Genomic DNA, 21,294 nt, shown 5'->3' with positions numbered 1-21,294 from the left:
TCTATATATTATTAAACGCTCGTGTAGTTCGTCTTCACGACCTCTCCATACAATGGACCCGGTGTAATCTTATTGATCTTTACTTTCAAAAATTCGCCGTTCAATTCTTCATTACTTTCGAAGATTATTAATTTATTGTTCATAGTTCTTCCCATATAAGTACCATTTTTACCTGCTTTTCCTTCTTGAATTATAATAACTTCTTGTTCAAGATACTTTTCATTTTCTTCAAGGTTTATCCTTTTTTGTAACTCCATCAGATATTGCAATCTTTTATTTTTAATATGTTTAGGAACATCATCTTTTTGATATTTATAAGCTATGGTTCCTTCTCTTGGAGAATATTCTGCGATATTTATCCTCTCAAATCTACACCGCTTGATCAAATCTACCGTTTCTTCAAAATCCTCATCTGTTTCAGATGGGAAGCCTGTTATAAAATCACTGGATACTGTAACGTTAGCTACTTCTTTCTTTACCTTATTTACAAGTTCAATGAACTCTTCTCTTGTGTATTTTCTATTCATCGCTTTGAGAATTTTGTTGCTCCCTGATTGAGCTGGGAGATGAAAATAATTTGCCGCTTTTTCCTCGTTAGCAACAGTCTGTATCAAAGAATCCGTTATATCAGAAGGATACGAGGTTAAAAACCAAATTCTTTTTATAGAATCAAATTCTGCTGCCTTTTGGATGAGCAGGTCTAATTTAGATTTTTTGTCCCCAAAATCCTTACCGTAAGAATCAACATTTTGACCTAAAAAAGTAATTTCTTTGTAGCCTTTTTTCGCATAACTTTCAACTTCTTTTATTATATCTTCCATAGGTCTACTTTTCTCAAAACCTCTGGTGTATGGAACTATACAGTATGTACAATACTTATTGCATCCGTATATAATAGTAATCCAAGCATGATGTTTACTTGAAGGCATCTTTGGAATATCGTAACTGACATCATTCAATTTGTCGCTAAAATCAGCGAACCTTTCTCCATTTAAAGCGCGTTTTACCAAATTTGCTATGTCTATCACATTTCTAGTGCCAAAGACAAAATCCACTTTTTTAAATCTTTCAAGTAACTGTTCCCTTTCTTTTTCTGCCGAGCAACCTCCTACACCCAAGATTAATTTCTTATTTTCATCTTTTAGTTTACCGTAGCCTCCTATAGCTCCATACATCTTATTTTCTGCTTTTTCTCTAACAGCACAACTGTTTATCAATATTATATCGGCCTCTTTTGGATTTTCTGTCCATTCGAAACCTTCTTCTTTCAAAAGACCTGCCATTATTTCACTTTCGTTTATATTCATTTGACAACCAAATGTTCTTATGTAAAATTTCAAAATCATCACCTCTTACAAAAAAACCGGGAGCAATCCCCCGGTGTATTATGTGCAACTAACAATTAAAATTTTTCTTCTTCAGTTTCGTCGTCTTCTTCTCCTACTTCTGAAGGAATAAGTTCTTCTTCCTCCTCTTCTAATTCTTCGGCGTAACTGGCGTATTTCTCCTCAGCCTCTAATTTTTCGTCTACTTCATCTACTTCACCTTTTTCTTCTTCCACTTCCTCTTCGCTACTTTCTTCGAGGGTTTCTATTCTCCCTTCTTTTCCTTCAATAATCGCATCGGCCATTTTCGAGGCAATAAGCATTATGGTTCTAATAGCGTCATCATTTGCGGGAATAACGTAATCGATAAGATCAGGATCACAATTAGTATCTACCGTTGCTATTATAGGTAATTTAAGTAAATTTGCTTCTTTCACAGCGATCTCTTCTTTTTTAGGATCAATAATGAATATTACATCTGGAATTTTTTTCATTCCACGTAAACCACCCAAGTTTTTTTCTAATTTCTCCAAATTTCTTCGTATGGTGGCTTGTTCTTTTTTGGGTAGTTTTGAAAACTCTTCGCTTTCAACGTACTCACTTAATTGCTCCAATTTATCAATTCTTGATTTTATCGTCTTGAAGTTGGTTAACAAACCGCCAAGCCATCTGTTGTTTACAAAAAATTCTCCACATCTGCGTGCTTCATCGGCAACGATTTGCTGCGCCTGTTTCTTAGTTCCAACAAACAATACCCTTTTCTTTTCCATGACCGAACTTTTCAGAAATTCATAGGCTTCGTCGATACTTTTTAAAGTCTTTTGTAAATCAATAATATGAATCCCTTTTCTTTCAGTAAAGATATAAGGCTGCATCTTGGGATTCCATCTTCTCGTCCTATGACCAAAGTGAGCTCCTGCTTCAAGTAACTGTTTCATACTTACCACTGACACAAAAATACACCTCCGTAAATGTTTGATTTGGTTTTCTAACCTCCACCTTCCTTTTTTTCACCGACCCTTTTACGGGCACCGGGGTGAAAAACGGAAGATGTGAGTGTTATTTTATAATACCGTTCTATTTTGTTCGCCCCAAAGTCCTTCTAAATCGTAAAATTCTCTACTCTCTTCGGAGAATATATGAACTATAAAGATACCCGCATCGATTATCATCCAATCGGTACTTTGACCTTTATCGTAAAATGTTATGGGTATATCTTCATCTTTTAGATACCTGACTACTTGGTCTCTTAACGCTACTCTATGTGGTTCTGAATTTCCCGTAACAATGACAAAGTAATCAACCATCAACTCGGAATCTTCCATGTCAAGTACTACAATATTTTCTCCATCTTTTTCTTCTAGCAATTCGACTATTTCTTTAACGGAATTAAAAACATCAGTTTTTAACAAAAATTTACCACCTCCGATGGAATTTTTTTTGCACTTTTAGCGCCCCTTCGCCCCGCAGCCCGACCTCTAAGGATTAAAAAGTTTTGCCCTTTGCCCCGCTCCCCGCCCTTCTAAGGAAGAGTAAAAGGCTTTGCCCTGCTGCCCGACCTCTAAGGATTAAAAAGCTTTTGCCCTTTGCCCCGATCCATCTAAGGATAAAGGTGTATTTACTACCTTTACTAAAATTATTCAACCGTGACACTTTTTGCTAAATTTCTTGGTTTATCAGGATCTAAACCTTTTTGTACCGCTGTGTAATAAGCGAAAAGTTGCGTAATAGGAGCCACTACCAACGGTATTAAAGGTTCCGAAACAGTAGGCACATCGATGTAATCATCACATATTTTCTTCGTTTGTTGATCATCTATGGGAGTTAAAGCTATAACCCTCGCGCTACGCGCTTTCACTTCCATAATATTGGAAATCATCTTCTCTCTTAGTTTCCCTGAAGGGACTATTGCAAATACTGGAAAATTATCGTCTAATAGGGCTATTGGCCCGTGTTTTAATTCACCTGCTTGATAGGCGATCGCATTGATATAACTGATTTCTTTTAATTTTAAAGCACCTTCCAGAGCCGCAGGAAAACCAAAAATCCTACCTATATACATCATATCTTTGAAGTTTTTATACTTCTTTACCAACTCCATCATGTGACCGTTTGTTTTATCTAAGATCATCCTAAACAATTCTGGCATTTTCTCGATGGTTCTCATTATGTCATCCAGCTCTTCGTCTTTGTAACCTTTCCAATGGATAAGTTGTGCAGCTAAGGTGTAAAGCAAAGCTATCTGTGCAGTATAAGTTTTTGTTGCGGCAACCCCTATCTCCGGACCAGTGTTGAGATAGAGAACTGCGTCAGATTCTCTACAGATAGTAGAACCAACTACATTACTTATAGCTAATACATATGCTCCTTTTTTCTTTGCTAATCTGACCCCCTCTAGCGTATCTATAGTTTCACCAGATTGAGATATAGCCAGCACCAAAGTATTACTATCTATTACTGGATCCATGTATCTGAACTCTGAGGCAACCTCTATGTCAAAATCAATATCTGAATATCTATTCATGAAGTATTTTGCAGCTAAACCAGCATGATAACTCGTACCACATGCGACTACATATACTTTCTTCATTTTGTTCTTCACAAAACCTTCTAAAGATTGTACTTCTTTTATCTGTGGTTTTCCATCTTTTAATCGGCCAACTAAAACAGATTCTAACGCTATTGGTTGCTCAAAAATTTCTTTCAACATGAAATGTGGATATCCTGATTTCTCTGCCAGCGACTCATCCCAGGTTATACGTATCGGTTTTTTCTCAAGGGGAACACCCTCCAAGTTAAATAAAGAATAACCTTTAGGCGTTAAAATAGCTACCTCGCCATCATTCAAAAAATTCATCTCTTTTGAATACTTCAATAAAGGAGTGACGTCTGAAGCTAACATACTTATATTTTCATTACTTGCAACCACTAAAGGGCTGCCTTTTCTTGCTGCTATGATTTGATCAGATTTGTCTTTATGAACTACGGCAATCGCATACGCACCTTCAAGTTCCTTTAAAGCTTTTAAAACCGAATCAAAAAGATCTCCGTTGTATTTATCTTCTATCAAATGAGCGATAACTTCGGAATCGGTTTCTGATTTGAAGATATGGCCCTTAACTTCAAGCTCAGTTCTCAACTCTTGAAAGTTCTCTATGATACCGTTATGTACAACGGCTATCTCTTCTTTACAATCCAAATGCGGATGGGAGTTTTGCTCTGAAACAACCCCGTGGGTTGCCCATCTTGTGTGCGCAATTCCAGAATAAAAACTTTCTTCTAATAACCCTTCATTTAATAGTAATTTTTCAATCTCGCTAATTCTTCCAGGCTTTTTTAAATATTTAATAGAATGATTTACATTGTAAGCTAAACCTGCGGAATCGTACCCTCGATACTCAAGTTTTTTTAACCCAGAAATAAGATCTTCAACCTTCACTTTTCTATCTGAAACAAACCCTACTATCCCACACAATTTTTAAACCCCCTTTTAAATCTCAATCTTTTTGATCAAGTCAAATTTAGCAGCTCTGTAAGCCACATACAAAGCGTTAGCTATTGCCTCTGCGTCTGAAGACCCATGTGCCTTGACTAAAATACCATTGACCCCCAAAAAGAATGTTCCACCATAACTCCTATAATCAATCTTATTAACTAAAGACTTCAATGACCCTTTTAAAAACAAGGCTCCTAATTTTGTGAACAACCCACCCTTTTTTATCGTTTCTTTCAATTCGTGGAGGATGAAATAAGCTGTACCTTCTATTGTTTTTAAAACGTTGTTACCAGTGAATCCATCTGTAACTATTATATCACACGTGTCATCAAACAGTTCACGTGCTTCTATATAGCCGACATAATTAAACTTCTTTTCTTCTTTTAACAAATTAGAAGCTTCTCTAACTAGTGAATTCCCCTTTTCGTCTTCAGAACCGATATTTAAAATCCCCACTCTGGGATTTTCAAGATTCAAAAATTTAGCATAAGCTATTCCTTCCCTAGCGAAATCGTAAAAATGTTCAGCTTTTACTTCAGCATTCGCTCCCGCATCCACCAAAATTTTAGGTTTATTTGATTTAGAAGGAAGGGCCAAAACCAAGGCAGGCCTTTTTATACCAGGAAGCCTACCAGCAACAAAAGTACCGCTTGAAAGTAATGCACCAGTGTTGCCTGCACTCACAAAAGCATTTAATTCGTTATTTTTCAACATATCACAACCAACATACATGGAAGATTCCTTCAATTTCAAAACTTCTGTTGGTTTTGTTTCGTTACTAACCAAGTTTTTAGCTGGTACAATCTTTAAATTCGATATTTTATCTAAATCTTCTTTCGAAATTTCATTTCCCACTATAATCAATTCGTCCGGGGAAAGAAACTTATTCTTCAAAGCAAAAAGTGCGCCCTCAACAACTGAGTGGGGCGCATTATCACCGCCGTATAGATCTATACCTATTTTTACACTATCCATTGGCTTATTCACCTATTTCTAAGATTTGTTTGTCACCATAGTATCCACAATTCAAACAAACGCGGTGTGGTAATTTTGGCTCTCCGCACTTCGGACATTTTACAACGTTGATCTTGTATGCAGAGTAAAATTTTGCTCTTCTTGAATGTGTCCTACTTCTTGAAGGTTTTTGTTTTGGCGTTGCCATGTATGTTTCCCCCTTTAGTATTTTGTATTAATTTAATTTTTCGTTATCCAGCAATTTTTTTAATGTTACAAAACGTGGGTCAATCTCCTCTGTTTCACAAGAATGATCTGGATTTTCGTTTAAATCAGTCCCACAGATAGGACATAACCCTTTACAATCTTCTCTACACAGTGGAACCTCTGGTACTGATAATATTATAGTCTCTATTACTCGATTTGTCAAATCTAGTGATTGGCCATCATAGTAAATAAGATTATCCAATGTTTTTAAACGCTCAGTTTTTGACAAATACTTTTCAAAGTTCCTACTTAAATAGACTGCTTCAAAACTTTCTTCTATCCAGTACTCAATGGGTTTCAAACATCTCGAGCAATGAAGCTGGACCATAGTTTCAATTTTACCACTTACTAATACACGACTTTCTCCTTTCTCCAAAGAAACATTGACATCTATCGGGGCAAGTATCTTTGCCTTTTCAGAAGGTAGTTCAATTTCTTTCCAATTTCTAATGATGATTTCTCTTTCTAATATCTTTTCAAAAGATTCTAATTCAATTATAAGGTTTTTATTTTTCAATTCTTCGTTAAACATTATTCTCACCTCAGCCGTTTTATTTTACTTCAAAAAAGTTTATCAAATACAAAATAATTGTTAATTTTTGAATAATAAAAAAGAGGCAGGGATCAACCTACCTCTCGAACGTTTGCTGCAGTATTTATCTTTAAACTACACGGAAAATTTTCCTTCATTGGGTGGAATGTTGGACAAAGACTTTTATTTTTTCCTTAGAAGGGCGGAAAACGTGATGAAAGGGCAAAGAACCTTTTCCTTGTGGGCGGGCTGCGGGGCTAAGGGGCGCTTAATTATCTTTAAACTGCAGGAGAAACTGTGAAAACAAAATTTCCAACCTTATCGTTGTATTCTCCACTTTCCAAAAGTAACTCTCTCATTTCAGGATTGCTATCAAGCACCTGTTGAAAATTAAAGCCCACTTGAACGGTTTTTTCAATAACTCCAGACGATGAATCGTTACTATTTAGAGAGTAATTATAACTGCTATTCAACAATTCAAACAATGCTTGGTTCTGTTCGTTAAAGTTGCTTTCTTCGGCATCAAATTCCACATTAATCTCAAAAGCTGTATTTGCTACGATTTTTATTTTAACCTCTTCATTTTTGTTTTCAGGAGATGACAAATCTAATTCATAATCTAATCTCTCTTTATCAACAGAGTCAATTGCAGCATAGCTGGGAACACTGATATAAACCGGGATATTAACACTATCAGAAGTTTGAGAAAAAGAAATAACGCTTATATTCATAACAAACAAAATTATTAACGTTACGAAAATTGTCTTTTTCATTACACTCACCACCTCTAATAAAAGTCTAATAAAATTATACTAAATAAAAATGAAAATGTCAAGCTTTCTTGTTTTTTTGTAATCATTATTAAAGGCGAATTATAATCATTTTTATTAAATTTTTATTGAAAGAATTAAAATTATTTATAAAAAATGAGGTATAATTTAGAAAGAAAATTATTAGGAAGTGATTAAAATGAGGAAAATAATTGTCTTTTTAACTTTTTTGTTCATAACTATAAGCATATTTTCAACAAACAATTATTTCGAATTCAAATTAGATAAGGACCATTACAACTACCAGCAAATTCTAATTGATGTTAAGCAATCGAACGTTTCTCGTGTAGAATTACAACTAGAACGTAATTACGAATTTTTTAAAAGTTATTTCAACCCTTCAAGTTGGAAAAACGGAAATACTTATATAATACAACTAGGGTTTAATGTCCAAACATTTTGGCAAAGTAATAACCAAAAAATTCTAGCTATGTTTAAGAATGGTCTTTTATCTTCTTCAGGCACAAAAATAGGAGAATTTTTGCTTTTTGACTCAAATGGGAAACAGTTAGATTTTGTTGACGTTTATTTCGTAGTTGATGACTTCTTTGTGAACTATACAGTTTCAAACGACATAGTCTTTGTATTTTCTCCACCTTATCCAGGTAGTGGGCCATGGTACGATCAAAAAATTTCTAACCTATCTCTCAAGTCTAACTTACCCCCCCTTCATGTTTACGTTAGTGTTGAGTTGTTAGATGGGTTTGATTTTCTATCTGAAGATAGTTATTTACAATTTTTAAGTTCTCCTAATATCTATTTAAATAATCCAAATGTAGAGTTCGATGTAAAAGTTGGCTCTAATTTAGGTAACCTATTCAACAATTATGGAAGTTTGTTACAAGAAAAATATGTTGAGGCTGGGTCTCCCAAAGAAGGACTTCACGTAGCGAACGCTGTCATATCTATCCCGATGGAAGGTGGGTGTTTTAGTTATTTAGCAATTCCTATTTACTTTAAGGTTCCTGAACCTGATATAACCTTCATCATCGGAGGAGAAGGCAGAATTCAACTAACTTTTGACCTTGCAAACCCACAGAATAATGTTATTTCTTCACTTCCAGTGCAGATTAAATCAACCTTGCCAAAGTACGAGATTTATCTTTCAATGGTTATTTTTGAGACTTATAACTTTTTGGCAGATTACATTTTTTTACAAAATGATGAAGTAATATCCGTAGAGAACGGCAATACCGATTTTGATATTGAAATAAAGGCAAACTTTGCCGATTTGTGGAATGATAAACGTGAACTAATACTATCCCTTTTTGAAAATAAAGTTATCACCGTCGATGAAATTATCCATATAGGAGATGTGTATATCACTCTTTCGGCTTCTTGATACCTTCCTAAATCTTTCCTCTAATTTTTTTATTTTCATTTTACTGTTTTTCTTCAAAATTCTTATTGTATTTTTATTAAAATTAATTGTCATCTTATTACCCGGAGTATAATTAAATTAGAATTAGTTTATAGAAAATTAAGTCAGGGCGTGAGGACTAATGGTTCAAAAATTAAAATACACATTTATTTTCACTTTTGTAATTATTATTTCATCAGTCTCATTTGCTACAAATGAAGAATTTACCGTTCCTATTTATATAACGGTACCTGAATACTTGAAAATTACCAACCTTAGCGATTCACGTTTAGACTTGTATGCCACGATTGCCAACTGGGGCGACATAGTCGAAGACAGTTTAACTTTTATAGTAGAATCCAATATAAATTATAATTTAACAGCTGTTTTTACGGTCCTTGAATCATTTTCTAGTTTTCAACAAGGTTTAATAGAAGATTCTTATAGTTTGTTTTTGTCAGGCTCTGGAGGAACTCCTGGAATACAAAGCTACACTTTGACTTTTCAGTTGGATGTAGGCCTTTTGCAAGGTATTATCTATACCTTTATAAATGGCCAAATCGGAAATATTCAAATAACAGTTTCGAGTATCTAAATTTGTAACATAAATTCTGATTGAATTTTTATTAAAAATTAGTATGGTTTTAGTATGACAAGTATAATTAAATTAGAAAAGCAAAATGAAAATAATTCAAAAAACAAAAAATTTTAAAAGGGGTGTAAAATTATGAAAAAAGTTTTAGGTTTAGTAGTTTTGATGATGGTGATGTTGATGTCAGTTTCAGGGTTGGCACAAGTTTCTGATACTGTTAACGTTCCTGTCTTTTTGAATGTTCCAGCATTTGTGAGATTGTCAGTAGATTCTTCAAGTATTGATAGCCAGTTCGATTTAGTATTTGATCCAGCAAATCCCGCAAATCCCTCAGACACTGTAAAGCTCTTAGCTGAGGCAAACGTGAGTTATAATGTTACTAGTTCAGTAACCGCGATGGCAGGCTATTCCATTTGGTCTAATTTATTACAAATTACTATAGACACAGCGGCAGCTGGTTTTGGAGGGGCAGGAAATGTGGTTTTCGACGTTACTGCAACACTTGACGTTCTAGGCAACTTAAATCTAGGTTCACTCACACCAAGCACAAAAATCGCCGATGTAACCTTCACCATAGCTTCAATCTAAAAGTTTTTTTCAAGAACATTTATTAATAATATTTCATATCTATCAATTACCCCTTTTTGCTATAAAGCACGTAAAAGGGGTAATTTTATTATTATTTAGGTGCAAAGTCTTTTAAGGAATAAAATATTAAAATTAAAGATTTCATAATTATAAATTGTGATATAATAGACACAAAAAAGGGGATGGGTAATAATCATGAAGAAATTTTTTATTCTATCGATTAGTTTTTTACTTTTTACAACTTTTTCTTTTACTCAGATAACCGTTTCACCCCTGTCCGTTGAAAAGGACGTCAGGGCAGGGGAGGAATTCGTTGCTACTATAAACGTCATTGGAGGCAACACCACACAAAACGTCAATATAGAACTTTACCAACTGAGTCAGGACTTAACTGGAAATTTTGATTATGTAGAAGCAACTCCAGATAACTTTATATATTCAAATTGGATTGAGTTTCCAAACTCCATTACCGTTTCTCCACGTTCGACAACGCCTGTTGATGTTATCGTTAATATCCCTTCAAACGCTCCTTTTGGAACTTACAATTTTATCCTCATGATTACCCCAGAAGTTGAAACTAGTGGAACGATAGGAATAATTATAAGGTATGCGATAAGAATCACAGCTCACATACAAGGAACCGTCATAACAAGGGTAGAAGTTGAAGATGTGAAGATCGTTCCGGATGAAGAAGGTAAACCAGTATTCGAAGCTACAATTGCTAACGGTTCAAGTTATGACCTCGTAATTTCTGCTGAAGCTATCTTGAGAGATAAATCAGGCCGGATGATAGAAAGATTGCCCTTAAAATCTTCTTACATGGAAAAAAACAATATAACCACCCAAAGAGTATTAAAAGGGAACAAAGTTGTTTTTTCAGGTAAACCCATGTATTTATTAGCTCCAGGAGATTATAAAATAAACCTCTTTGTTAACTACTCCAACAGGCAAAGAGTCTTTACGTACGATATAAATGTTCCTGAAGAAGGGTTTAATTTCACTCCTCCAACGGAACTTGCACTTATACTTGACAATACAGAGTTCAGTTATGAACTTTACCCTGGTGCTGTAAAAACCTTTGTTATAAATCTACAAAATATGTCCAATCAAAACGTTACGGTACAAGTTGGTGGAGAAGATTTTGCGAGTTTACCTAAAGATAGATACTTACTATCTTGGATATCTTTGAGGTCCCCATCATCTTTTACAGTTAACACTCAACGAACCTCGAGGGTTATCCTTTCAATAAATGTACCAAAAGAAGTAGAAAATGGTGCATACTACGGAAAGATCGTTTTAAATGCCTACGATGAATCGGGAAAATTTTTATCTCAGAAAAAGGTCAACGTAGAGACTATCATAGGTGAAGTAAATTATGATGTAGAGTTAGTGAGCTCAAATTATGAAAAAATAGAAGGCAGCGGAATTTTCAGTGCCTTGATCAAAAATACGGGGGAAAGATACATTATCCCTAAAGGAAGCTTGAGCATTTTAGATAAAGATGGCGTAAGCATAGGCGTTTACGATCTTCTTTCATCGAGCCAAGAGTGGTTAGTTTCAAACCAAGAAACGTTGCTGATTGGCGAAGTGCCAATTTTAGAAGAGGAAGGTTATAGATACATCCTCACTATTTATAACAATGAGCAAAGATTAAAAGTCTTCGAGGGGGCGTTAATGTGATAAAAAGTATATTAAAAAGAGCATTAACTTTGTCTGTTTTATCACTTATGTGTTTTTTAGCCTTCTCCCAAGAAAGTACTGCCCCAAAAGTGACGGCGACTTTTTACAACACCGATTTGATAGAGGCTTTGAACGAAATATCTCTTCAAACGGGGGTAACAATTTTAACCGATCAATACGTGAGTGGTTTGGTCACAGCAGACTTTGTAGAAGTAGATTTAGAAGAGGCATTGAATATACTTCTACTCCCGGGTGGCTACTCTTACAAAAAAATTGATGAAAATGTTTACTTTGTGGGATTAGCAGATCCTCAAAGCCATAATTTTCTGAACCTAACTGAAACCCAAGTGATTTCTTTGAATTATATTTCGGTTGATAAATTTTTAAATTTGATTCCCGAAAATCTACATCAATACATAAAAACAAACAAAGAAACCAATCAAATAGTTGTGTATGCTCCACAAAATACAATAGATTATATAAAAGATCTGGTTGAAAAGTTGGACAAGAGTGAACCATATATTGAATTAACCGTTTATATCGTTGAGACAAATGAAAGATACTCCGATTTAATAAAGGGCAATGTGTTCAATATAAACCAAGAAGGTATCATTAACAGCTTTTCTTTTACCAGTCCGGTAATAGGATTTTCTGTACAAGATCTTTTTGAGGCTGAAATAGAGATGTACGAAAAGAACGAAACCGCAAATTTAGTTACTAAACAGGTTGTAAATGTTTTACCCGGAGAGCCAGCGTTATTAAGTTTGAAGAATTTGGAGAGTATCGTTTTTACTACATACAGAAACGAATTTAGAAATATTGAGAGTGGAATAGAAATAGAAATGACCCCAACTATGAGGGATAAAATCCTTCAAATTTCGTTTAGGACAAAAACATCAAACTTGATGGAAGTTACAAAAGATGGTTATTTACTTTCAGAATCAGAGTTGGAGACTAAGATCCATTTAAACCCCAACGAGATTTTGTTGATAGCGGATTTGGATTTGAGCCAACTTTATTCAAAAAGTGGGGGAACAACGTTGCTGAAAGATCTTCCTTTTCTTAGGTTTTTATTTGGGGACAACCAAAGTAAAGACGAAAGTAAACGGATGATGATATTTTTAACTGCTACCCCAACCATTGAAGGGGTTGATCAGAAATGAAAAAGTATATCTATCTTTTAATGCCTTTTGTTTTGATCTTTCAAATTTTTGCATTTTCACAAAGTTCTCAAATGTATAATTACTCAATATACTCTACCTTGAAGAATGAAAGCAAAAGTGAAACGTTGCTCGGTAGTGTAGCTGTGATTCAAGGCTATACTTTCAATTTTGATTCAAAAGGCAATGTTGAGGCTACTTTCGAAATTACTCCTCTCAATGACTTGGGAGATAAGGTTAGAACAAAAATTATTATAGACAGTGTGAATATGCACTTTGAAAATACTATTGACCTTTTGAAAAACGAGAAAAACTATGTCACCTCGATTTATTATTTAGAAGGAGAAGAAGAAAAGACGTTGGATATCTATCTTGTAGTGAACAACGTTGAAAAGTTAGAATTCACAGATCAAAAAGAAATTTCAAAAGAGAATAAAATTACCTTTAAAACTTATTATAATCAATTTTCTTATTATGAAGATGAGTTCGTTGCCGAAACAGAAGTGGAATTGAATGATTTAATTTTCTTTGGCATGAGTAACTTACTTGATTACAAAAATGGGGGTTACTATGTAGGACTCATTTTTAACGGATTGAAAGTTGGTGTTAACTATCGAAACGATACCTTTTATCTGTTTTTGAATGATAGAACATATATTGACTCTTTTGAATTCGATGGAATATTTGTACCTTACAAATTTTCTAATAACAACTTTGATTTCAAAGGAGATTTTGCATTCACAGCAACCAAAAACTTCCCCACATTTAAAATCGTCGATTTAAAAGATATACTTACCAACGAAGAACAAGGTTTTTATTTGGGAGAGAAATTAGCTCAAGCGTTGAATTTTGAAGACCCCGGATTTTATCTTGGGCGAGAGCTTCAAAAGTTGTCTGTAAATATGGACAACAACTTTTTTATTGGTTTGGGATTAAATTATTTGGAAAATCAATACGACTTTTCCTTAACAGGAGGCATTTTGAATCAAATATACAACTTTAAATTTGAAACCTTAGGTGGTTACAATTTTGTTTCTAACACATTTTCTTTTTCTTTAACATACTCCTACGAATTTTAGTAGTTATACATTTATTAAAATACGTTAATATTTTTTGGGTTTATCATCAAAAGTGGTAAAATATTAATGGATTAATTATTAAAGGAGCATACTATATGCTTAAAGTTTATATGTTGGGGGATTTTAAAATCTTTCTTGATGATAAACCAATAGAAAATTTAAAATCAAGAAAAGCCAGAGAAATTCTGAAATATCTTATTCTCAATAGAGGCCAGAAGGTCTTAGTTTTTGATTTGTACGATCTGTTTTGGCCCGGTTTCGATGATGAAAGTGCGAGACAAAATTTAAATACTACACTATATTATATTAGAAAAAATTTAGGACTGAGTAGCAACGAATTAACCTTACAAGAGGATTTTTGTACGTTTTCAAAATCAAAAGACATATATATATTGATTTTGAAGAATTTTTAGTTTTAAGCGATGAAGGTTTTAAAGAGAAAGAAATCAATAGACGTTTGTTTTTGTTCTCGAAGGCTGTTAGTCTATACAAAGGTGAGTTATTAAAGGAAAATGTTCACGAGGAATGGGTAAGAGAAAAAAGGGAATATTTAAAACGGATATATGTTGATATGTTAATTGAAATGGGTAATATTCATCAAAAAATGAACAACAAAATCGATGCGCATTATTATTTCCAAAAGGCGTTTTATTATTCGCAAAGAGAAGATAGTTGGTTAAGATTGATTAAATTCTACACAGAAAATAATGAAGTTGAAAAAGCTAAAGGTTTATTCAACGAATACAAAGATATTTTTGGGCATGCCAAAGAGTTTCCCTTCACACCAGTCAAAGTAAATGATGAAGAATCACCAACATTTTACGAAAAAGATGGTAACCTTTTATCCTCCGAATTATTCGACATAGTTCTCGAACTTGAGAAAGTTAAAAGAGATAAAGACCACCTATTGGTGGAGATTAAATTGAATTCTTCTTTTAACGATTCATTAATTAATGAATTGAAAAAAAACATAAGACGGGAAGATTTAATAACTTATAATTCTCACCATATATATATTTTATTTAGAGGAATTAAAAACCTTTCTGAGAGTAGAGAAATTGTTGTTAAAAAGATCAACAATCTTTTAAATGAAAAAGGACTCAAATACTCTATAATAAAAGTAGAATAAGGGTGATTAGGGGTGACTGAATATATCCGATAACTACGAAAAACTTACAGGGGTAGAGAAAAACTTTATATTATCTCAACTTCAAAAAAAATATGAGGAATCGAAAAACGAACCCTTTGAATTTATCGAAGCAAACTTCCCTTCTTACATTTTAGATGACTTGAATGATCTTATACTTATTATGGATTGTGATAGAAAAATTGTTTTTGTAAACAAAAAGATCAATAATTTCGGTTTTTCGAAAAAAGATTTTATCGGTAAAGATATCATAACTTTTTTTGAAGTTGACGTTAAGAAACAGATCGAATATTTCTTTAGAAGGCACAATCAGAGCAAGTTGTTGATTTTTAAATCATACTTTCCCAACAGAAATGGAGAAGAAACAACTTTTGAATTCAAATTAGAAAATTTCCGGCTAAACGATGAAAACCTTTACATATTAATTGGAAAAGATTTAAGTGAAAGTGAAAAGTACAAAAAGGAGATCGAAATCATTCAAAAAAACCAAGGAACTATTCGAAAAGCTTTAGAAGTCTCTCAAATAGGAATTTGGGAATGGGATGTGAACTCCGGTAAATTCAATTATGACGAAAGATACAAAGAAATCTTAGGATACACCATAGACCCATTTGAAGGCAAATGGAGCAAATTCGAAGAGTCGATCAATGAAGAAGACACAGAATTGGTAATAAAAAATATGAGAGAACATTTTTTGACTAAAACAAGCAAATTTGAAGGAGCGTACCGCATAAAAGATGTGAACAATAATGACAAATGGTTTCTTTCAAGGGGTAAAGTTTTAGAACGAAACAAGTTTGGACTACCTTTGAATATGGTTGGTACTTATTTAGAAATAACTGAAAACAAGAAGAAAATCGACGAAATAAAAAAAGAGAAAGATTTTATTGAAAAAGTTGTCGAAAACATGGGACAAGGTCTAGTTTTATTAGATTTTGATTTTAACGTTAAATATGCCAATAAAACTTTCTACAAAATGCTTGAATTTGAAGAAGAAATATCAGATTTAAAAAAAGTATTAGATCAAAGCGATTGGGAAACTTTTTATGAAAATATGCAAAATTTAAAAAGAAGCTCTAATAATATAATTTCTTTCGAGTCTAACTTAGTTACGAAAAGTGGTAACAAAGTCCCAGTTTTATTAACGGGTGTAACGTATGAAGAAGTTGACGTAAGTAGAATTATTTTAGTTATAACAGACATTACCGAAAAGAAAAAACTTGAAGAAATACTTAAAAAATACGCGACTTTCGACGATTTAACTGGTTCTTATAACAGGAGAGCTGGTTTTTATGCTTTAGAAAAATATTTTCAACTTGCCAAAAGAAGGCAAGAGCCTCTATCTATCGTTTTTATTGATATAGACAATCTCAAATACATAAACGACAATTATGGTCACGATGCGGGAGATTATATCCTAAAAAAGGTAACAGATGTATTAAAAAGTACTTTAAGAGAATCTGATTTGATAATACGAATAGGTGGAGACGAATTCATTTTAGGGCTTCCAAACGCTGAAGAAGTTGATGTTCACAAAATTTTTCAAAGAATTTTAAGTCAACTCAAAGAGGTTAAAGTGGATGGTAACGTGAGGATTGATTTAAGTTACGGTGTTTCAGAATATAGAGACTTTCAAAAGGATATAAACCTTGAATCATTAATAAAAGAAGCTGATAATAAGATGTACGAAATGAAAAAAGCAAAGAAATGAAATGTTTCCTTGACAGTTGAGAATATCAATGCTATAATATTTCAGGGTTGAATAAGAAGCAAAAATCACGGAGAGGTGGCCGAGTGGCCGAAGGCGCTTGCCTGCTAAGCAAGTGTAGAGGTGACTCTACCGAGGGTTCGAATCCCTCCCTCTCCGCCATTTTTTATCAATTATTGTATTAATGTGCCTGTAGCTCAATTGGATAGAGCGTTGGACTGCGGATCCGGAGGTTGCCGGTTCAAATCCGGCCAGGCACGCCAAATTATGAAAATAAAATCGGTCTTATTTTAGACCGATTTTTGTTTATGCCTTTTGAACTTTTCCAGATTTTAAACATTTCGTACAAACATACATTTTTCTTACTGTACCTTCGTCGGTTACTACTCTTATCTTTTGAAGGTTAGGCTTCCATACCCTCCTGGTCGTTACTTTTGATTTAGCAACGGTGTTTCCAGTCGCCGGACTTTTTCCGCATATCTCGCATTTTCTAGACATTTATATTCCTCCTTAGCCTCTGCACTTTTTTGTGTCTTTAGAAATTCTACTAATTAATAATCAACTTTCTCTAAATCTCATATTTAAATTAACCTTTTGCCATAACTTTTTTTATAACGATAAGCCGAATTTCCCTTCCTAAAAATCCTTGTTCGCTTCTCTGTAAATAAAGTACAAATCCATTTCGTTGTCACCAGAAACGTAAACGGGAAACCCCAATATAACACCTTTAGAATTCACTTTTACAATCTTGCCAGTGAATACGGATGGAGGGGTTACAACTATATTATAACCATATTTTTCAAGATTAGTTGCTATGGAACCAGAAACCATGTTGCCAAGTTCTCCTATGGCGCTGATAGCCATATCATTAATCTCCTCTATTTTCATCATACCATCCATCATATTATTAACTATATCCTTTGCGACATTCTCGGTAAAGGAATAAAGAATATTTCCTTCAAGTTCACCTGTAAAACCTATATTAGTAACCACATCGTAATGCTTTTCAATTTCTTTAACAACAGAGGGCTTTTCCAATTGAATATCTATCTTTGTGATTATCTTAAAGGTATTTTTGAGAGAGGCCAGTACTGAATTTATTATATTAACGTCTATTTAATAGCACCTCCAGTTCTAAGACCATTTTGTTCCTTCAGGGGTATCTTTTATTTCTATACCAATTTTGCTTAAGTTATCCCTTATGTAGTCAGAAAGATTGTATAACTTTTCTTCTCTAAGAGCAGATCTTACGTTTAGAATAATTTCCATTAATTGATTTAATTCTACCTTGTTCTTCTGCATTTGTTCATTAGTTTCAAAAACCCCTAAAATACTTCCATAAATATTCCTTATTATATAATAATTATTTTTTATTGTTTCTTCATCACGTGAATTTAACGCTTTGTTTAAATCTCTCGATAATTCAAAGATTCTTGCTACAACTGAAGGTGTATCAAAATCATTCGAAAGATTACTAATGAGATATTCTTCTTGTTCCTTAAAACAATTCATTTCCCGAGGATAAGGGACTTTTCCGTTAAAGAAAGCTTCAGCGTCATTCAATGATTCTTTAACTCTATTAACTGATACCTCTTGGTTATGAAGCAATTCTTCACTTACATCTATAGGTATCCGATAGTGCTTGCTGAGTACAAAAATTTTTAAGACATCCGAATCAAATTTTTTCAAAAGGTCTCTTAAATACCAAACGTTCCCTAAGGATTTTGACATCTTATCTTGTGCCATACGAATCATTCCGTTGTGCATCCAATATTTTGCAAAATCTTTACCGCTTTTTGCTATAGCTTGAGCCCTCTCGTTCTCGTGATGAGGAAAGATAAGGTCGTTCCCTCCCGCATGAATATCGAAGGTATCTCCCAATATTTCAGAAGACATAACAGAACATTCTATGTGCCATCCCGGGCGACCTTTTCCCCATGGACTTTCCCAAAACGGTTCTCCTTCTTTTGAAGATTTCCATAGGGCGAAGTCCAAAGGATTTTTTTTGTATTCAGAAACTTCTACTCTGACCCCTACTTTCAGATCTTCAATCTTTCTGTGGGATAACTCTCCATATTTTGAAAATTTTCCCACTTCAAAGTAAACATCCCCATTTTCAGCCTTATAGGCGTAACCTTTTTCTTCAAGTTCCTTTATGTAAGAAATAATTTCATCAACATAGTTGGTAGTTTTTGGGTGAAAATTAAAAGCCCTTGCTTTAAGAGCCGTCATGTCTCTCCAATACTCAATTATATATCTTTTTCCTAACTCTTCGAAAGGTAGGTTCTCTTTTTTTGCTTGATCGATGATCTTATCGTCTATATCGGTGAAGTTCTGTACTAATGTAACTTTGTAACCAATATATTCCAAAAAACGCCTAAAGGCATCAAATATTATAATAGGCCTGGCATTCCCAATGTGTAACAAGTTGTAGACCGTCGGTCCACAAAGATAAATCTTTATTTCGCCTTCTTTCACCGGTACTAAATCAACTAGTTGTGCACTTAAAGTATCGTATATTTTAATTATAGGAAGATGCTTCAAATCTCGATCACCCTTTGGAGTCTTTCCAAAACTGTGTTTCTACCTAACAAAAATATCGTATTTATCAAATCAGGTCCATGAAATGAATCAGTTAAAATTTTTCTTAAAGACATGTAAAATGGTTTCTTTTGGGGATTAGCTTCTTTCATGGCATTCTTTAAATTTTCCGTTATCGTTTGTACATCCCATTTGTCATCTTCATTAAAATACTTATAAACTAAGTTAATAGCTTCTTTTACTCCTCTTTTATTGAAGTATTCTTTAAATTCAGGATCATTTGTATCTGGGAATACATCTTTTAGAAAAACTTCCATTTTTTCGGGTATTTCACTTAGTATTTCAACAGAAGAAAGAATAGTTTCTAAAGCTTTAATAACCCATTTTTTGTTTACTTCATATTGTTCTTTACTTAGTAGTTTTGATCCAATCACAAAAGGTTCTGTGAGTTGATAGATTTCTTCCAGAGATTTGTTTCTTAGATATTGCCCGTTCATCCATTTTAATTTTTTCTCATCGAATATAGCTGGACTTGAATTAACTCTATCCAAAGTAAAATTATCAATTATTTCAGGGAGAGGCAATATTTCTTTACCCTCAGGATGAGACCAACCAAGTAGGGCTAGATAATTGTCAACAGCTTCAGGCAAATATCCCTGAACCATAAACTCTTCGACAGAAGTAGCGCCATGCCTTTTAGATAATTTTTTACCATCTGGACCCAAGATCATAGAAACATGTGCAAATATTGGGGGTTCTACCTCAAAAGCCTCATAAATCGCCAGTTGTCGTAAAGTGTTTGGTAAATGATCGTCCCCCCTGATAACATGGGTGATTTTCATTTCTATATCATCCACAACGACAGCAAAATTATATGTAGGTATACCATTACTTCTCAGAATTATAAAATCTCCAATAGCACCTTTCTTAAAGATAACTTTACCTTTTATTTTATCATCGAGTTCATAATCTTTCTGAGGCATCTTCAAAAAAACAACGGGGTTTAACCCTTTGTAATTGTACTCTTTTATTCTTTCCTTTGTGTTGTACTTTGAAATCAAATCATAGGTATAATGTGGTGGTTTACCTTCGCTGATTAACTGGTTTTTTACTTCTTCTATTTCTTCTGGTGAGATATATGCCTCATATGCTTTCCCTTTTTCTATTAGTTCTTTTGCTCTTTGTTGGTAGATTTCTAACCTTTCACTCTGTCTATATGGTCCATAATCTCCACCGATTAGAGGCCCTTCATCCCAATTCAAATCCAACCATTTTAGAGTATTTATAAGTTGATCTTCGGATTCTTTTGTCGAACGTTCTATGTCTGTGTCTTCGATTCTTAAGATAAATTTTCCTTCATTTTTTTTGGAAAAGAGATAGTTAAAAAGTGCTGTTCTAGCTCCACCAACGTGAAGATACCCTGTTGGACTTGGTGCAAATCTTGTTCTTACAGTATTTGAGATCATCGTTTAGTCCTCCAAAATTTTTTGATTTTATTAAAGAAGTAAATATTTGTAGAAAGCACAAATACTTTTTGAATCGGTAATTTCACCTTTTTTTATCATCTCTTTCATTTCATTTGTTGTTACCTTTAAAACTTCAACAAACTCGTCATCATCTGGATTGATTCCAACTTCATTTAATTCTTTGGCCAGATATAAATATATTTTTTCCGTTGAAAAACCTGGGGTTGTGTATATGTATCCTAACTCAACCCATTTGTTTGCTTGCTTTCCTATTTCTTCTGCTAATTCCCTTTTGCCACATTCTAAAGGGTTCTCATTAGGTGAGTCGAACTTTCCTGCAGGTATTTCTATTAATACTTTTCTTATTGGGAATCTGTATTGTTTAACGAGGTAGATGTTTCCTTCATTATCTACTGGCAATATTGCTACTGCTCCAGGATGGTTAACAACTTCCCTGGTTGATGTGTTTTTGTTTGGTAATTCAACGTTGTATTTTTCTAGATTCAAGATTTTTCCTCTAAAGATAACTTCTTTTGATAATTCTTTTTCTATTAAATCCATAATAGTTA

The 21,294-nt window shown here is 33.6% G+C and carries 22 protein-coding genes and 2 tRNA genes; 11 read left to right on the top strand and 13 right to left on the bottom strand.

The genetic code is table 11. From position 1 onward, the window contains the following. Positions 1-11: 11 nt before the first annotated feature. From miaB to X927_RS00790, 8 genes are all read right to left on the bottom strand, one after another. Positions 12-1,340 (bottom strand): tRNA (N6-isopentenyl adenosine(37)-C2)-methylthiotransferase MiaB, encoded by a 1,329-nt coding sequence (gene miaB, locus X927_RS00825; RefSeq protein WP_103076231.1) that lies wholly within the window; start codon positions 1,338-1,340, stop codon positions 12-14. A 62-nt stretch (positions 1,341-1,402) separates the two neighbouring features. Then, the gene (rpsB, locus tag X927_RS00820) at positions 1,403-2,278 is read right to left on the bottom strand and encodes a 30S ribosomal protein S2 (protein WP_103076230.1); all 876 of its coding nucleotides are present in this window, start codon (positions 2,276-2,278) and stop codon (positions 1,403-1,405) included. A 111-nt stretch (positions 2,279-2,389) separates the two neighbouring features. After that, complete coding sequence (gene rsfS / locus X927_RS00815; protein ID WP_103076229.1) at positions 2,390-2,737, bottom strand: ribosome silencing factor; 348 nt, start codon at positions 2,735-2,737, stop codon at positions 2,390-2,392. Between the two features lie 224 nt (positions 2,738-2,961). After that, on the bottom strand, positions 2,962-4,800 hold the full coding sequence (gene glmS / locus X927_RS00810; protein WP_103076228.1) for a glutamine--fructose-6-phosphate transaminase (isomerizing): 1,839 nt from the start codon (positions 4,798-4,800) through the stop codon (positions 2,962-2,964). Positions 4,801-4,815: 15 nt separating this feature from the next. Further along, complete coding sequence (gene plsX / locus X927_RS00805) at positions 4,816-5,796, bottom strand: phosphate acyltransferase PlsX (RefSeq protein ID WP_103076227.1); 981 nt, start codon at positions 5,794-5,796, stop codon at positions 4,816-4,818. A gap of 4 nt (positions 5,797-5,800) precedes the next feature. Beyond that, on the bottom strand, positions 5,801-5,983 hold the full coding sequence (gene rpmF / locus X927_RS00800) for a 50S ribosomal protein L32 (protein ID WP_103076226.1): 183 nt from the start codon (positions 5,981-5,983) through the stop codon (positions 5,801-5,803). Positions 5,984-6,010: 27 nt separating this feature from the next. Further along, positions 6,011-6,574 carry a YceD family protein gene (locus X927_RS00795; RefSeq protein WP_103076225.1) on the bottom strand — a complete coding sequence of 188 codons (564 nt, stop codon included), beginning with the start codon at positions 6,572-6,574 and terminating at the stop codon, positions 6,011-6,013. Between the two features lie 278 nt (positions 6,575-6,852). Next, positions 6,853-7,347: a hypothetical protein gene (locus tag X927_RS00790; RefSeq protein ID WP_103076224.1), complete on the bottom strand. Its 495-nt coding sequence runs from the start codon at positions 7,345-7,347 to the stop codon at positions 6,853-6,855. 196 nt (positions 7,348-7,543) lie between these two features. Between X927_RS00790 and X927_RS00785 the strand changes: the two genes are divergently transcribed. The 11 genes from X927_RS00785 to X927_RS00735 all read left to right on the top strand — a co-directional run bounded on the left by X927_RS00785 (position 7,544) and on the right by X927_RS00735 (position 16,981). Then, positions 7,544-8,746, top strand: coding sequence for a hypothetical protein (locus X927_RS00785; protein WP_103076223.1), 1,203 nt, complete (start codon positions 7,544-7,546; stop codon positions 8,744-8,746). A gap of 160 nt (positions 8,747-8,906) precedes the next feature. Next, positions 8,907-9,359 carry a hypothetical protein gene (locus tag X927_RS00780; protein ID WP_103076222.1) on the top strand — a complete coding sequence of 151 codons (453 nt, stop codon included), beginning with the start codon at positions 8,907-8,909 and terminating at the stop codon, positions 9,357-9,359. Between the two features lie 132 nt (positions 9,360-9,491). Beyond that, a complete protein-coding gene (locus X927_RS00775; protein WP_103076221.1) occupies positions 9,492-9,944 on the top strand; it encodes a hypothetical protein in 453 nt (150 codons plus the stop codon). Between the two features lie 195 nt (positions 9,945-10,139). Further along, positions 10,140-11,624 (top strand): hypothetical protein, encoded by a 1,485-nt coding sequence (locus X927_RS00770; RefSeq protein ID WP_103076220.1) that lies wholly within the window; start codon positions 10,140-10,142, stop codon positions 11,622-11,624. After that, positions 11,621-12,787: a type II secretion system protein GspD gene (locus tag X927_RS00765; protein ID WP_103076219.1), complete on the top strand. Its 1,167-nt coding sequence runs from the start codon at positions 11,621-11,623 to the stop codon at positions 12,785-12,787. Before X927_RS00770 ends, X927_RS00765 begins: the two co-directional genes overlap by 4 nt. Then, positions 12,784-13,863, top strand: coding sequence for a hypothetical protein (locus tag X927_RS00760; RefSeq protein WP_103076218.1), 1,080 nt, complete (start codon positions 12,784-12,786; stop codon positions 13,861-13,863). Before X927_RS00765 ends, X927_RS00760 begins: the two co-directional genes overlap by 4 nt. 95 nt (positions 13,864-13,958) lie before the next feature. Further along, entirely contained in the window at positions 13,959-14,276 is a 318-nt protein-coding gene (locus X927_RS00755) for an AfsR/SARP family transcriptional regulator (RefSeq protein ID WP_103076217.1), read from the top strand. After that, complete coding sequence (locus X927_RS00750; protein ID WP_103076216.1) at positions 14,222-14,992, top strand: bacterial transcriptional activator domain-containing protein; 771 nt, start codon at positions 14,222-14,224, stop codon at positions 14,990-14,992. Before X927_RS00755 ends, X927_RS00750 begins: the two co-directional genes overlap by 55 nt. Before the next feature lie 160 nt (positions 14,993-15,152). Further along, positions 15,153-16,721: a diguanylate cyclase gene (locus X927_RS00745; RefSeq protein WP_281255659.1), complete on the top strand. Its 1,569-nt coding sequence runs from the start codon at positions 15,153-15,155 to the stop codon at positions 16,719-16,721. A gap of 69 nt (positions 16,722-16,790) precedes the next feature. Further along, positions 16,791-16,880 (top strand) — tRNA-Ser (locus X927_RS00740). Between the two features lie 24 nt (positions 16,881-16,904). Further along, a tRNA-Arg gene (locus X927_RS00735) sits at positions 16,905-16,981 on the top strand. Between the two features lie 43 nt (positions 16,982-17,024). On the opposite strand, the gene rpmB is transcribed toward X927_RS00735, so the two are convergent. The 5 genes from rpmB to X927_RS00710 form a co-directional block, all read right to left on the bottom strand. After that, complete coding sequence (rpmB, locus tag X927_RS00730) at positions 17,025-17,216, bottom strand: 50S ribosomal protein L28 (RefSeq protein ID WP_103076214.1); 192 nt, start codon at positions 17,214-17,216, stop codon at positions 17,025-17,027. A gap of 138 nt (positions 17,217-17,354) precedes the next feature. Continuing rightward, complete coding sequence (locus tag X927_RS00725; RefSeq protein WP_245855436.1) at positions 17,355-17,756, bottom strand: chemotaxis protein CheX; 402 nt, start codon at positions 17,754-17,756, stop codon at positions 17,355-17,357. Between the two features lie 96 nt (positions 17,757-17,852). Continuing rightward, the gene (cysS, locus tag X927_RS00720; RefSeq protein ID WP_169925083.1) at positions 17,853-19,244 is read right to left on the bottom strand and encodes a cysteine--tRNA ligase; all 1,392 of its coding nucleotides are present in this window, start codon (positions 19,242-19,244) and stop codon (positions 17,853-17,855) included. A 14-nt stretch (positions 19,245-19,258) separates the two neighbouring features. Then, complete coding sequence (gltX, locus tag X927_RS00715; RefSeq protein WP_103076211.1) at positions 19,259-20,725, bottom strand: glutamate--tRNA ligase; 1,467 nt, start codon at positions 20,723-20,725, stop codon at positions 19,259-19,261. Positions 20,726-20,755: 30 nt separating this feature from the next. Then, the gene (locus X927_RS00710; RefSeq protein WP_103076210.1) at positions 20,756-21,286 is read right to left on the bottom strand and encodes an NUDIX domain-containing protein; all 531 of its coding nucleotides are present in this window, start codon (positions 21,284-21,286) and stop codon (positions 20,756-20,758) included. Positions 21,287-21,294 lie beyond the last annotated feature (8 nt).

Origin of the sequence: Petrotoga mexicana DSM 14811 (assembly GCF_002895565.1) — a bacterium.
GTDB classification, from domain to species: domain Bacteria; phylum Thermotogota; class Thermotogae; order Petrotogales; family Petrotogaceae; genus Petrotoga; species Petrotoga mexicana.
This window is presented reverse-complemented; position numbering and strand designations above follow the sequence as displayed.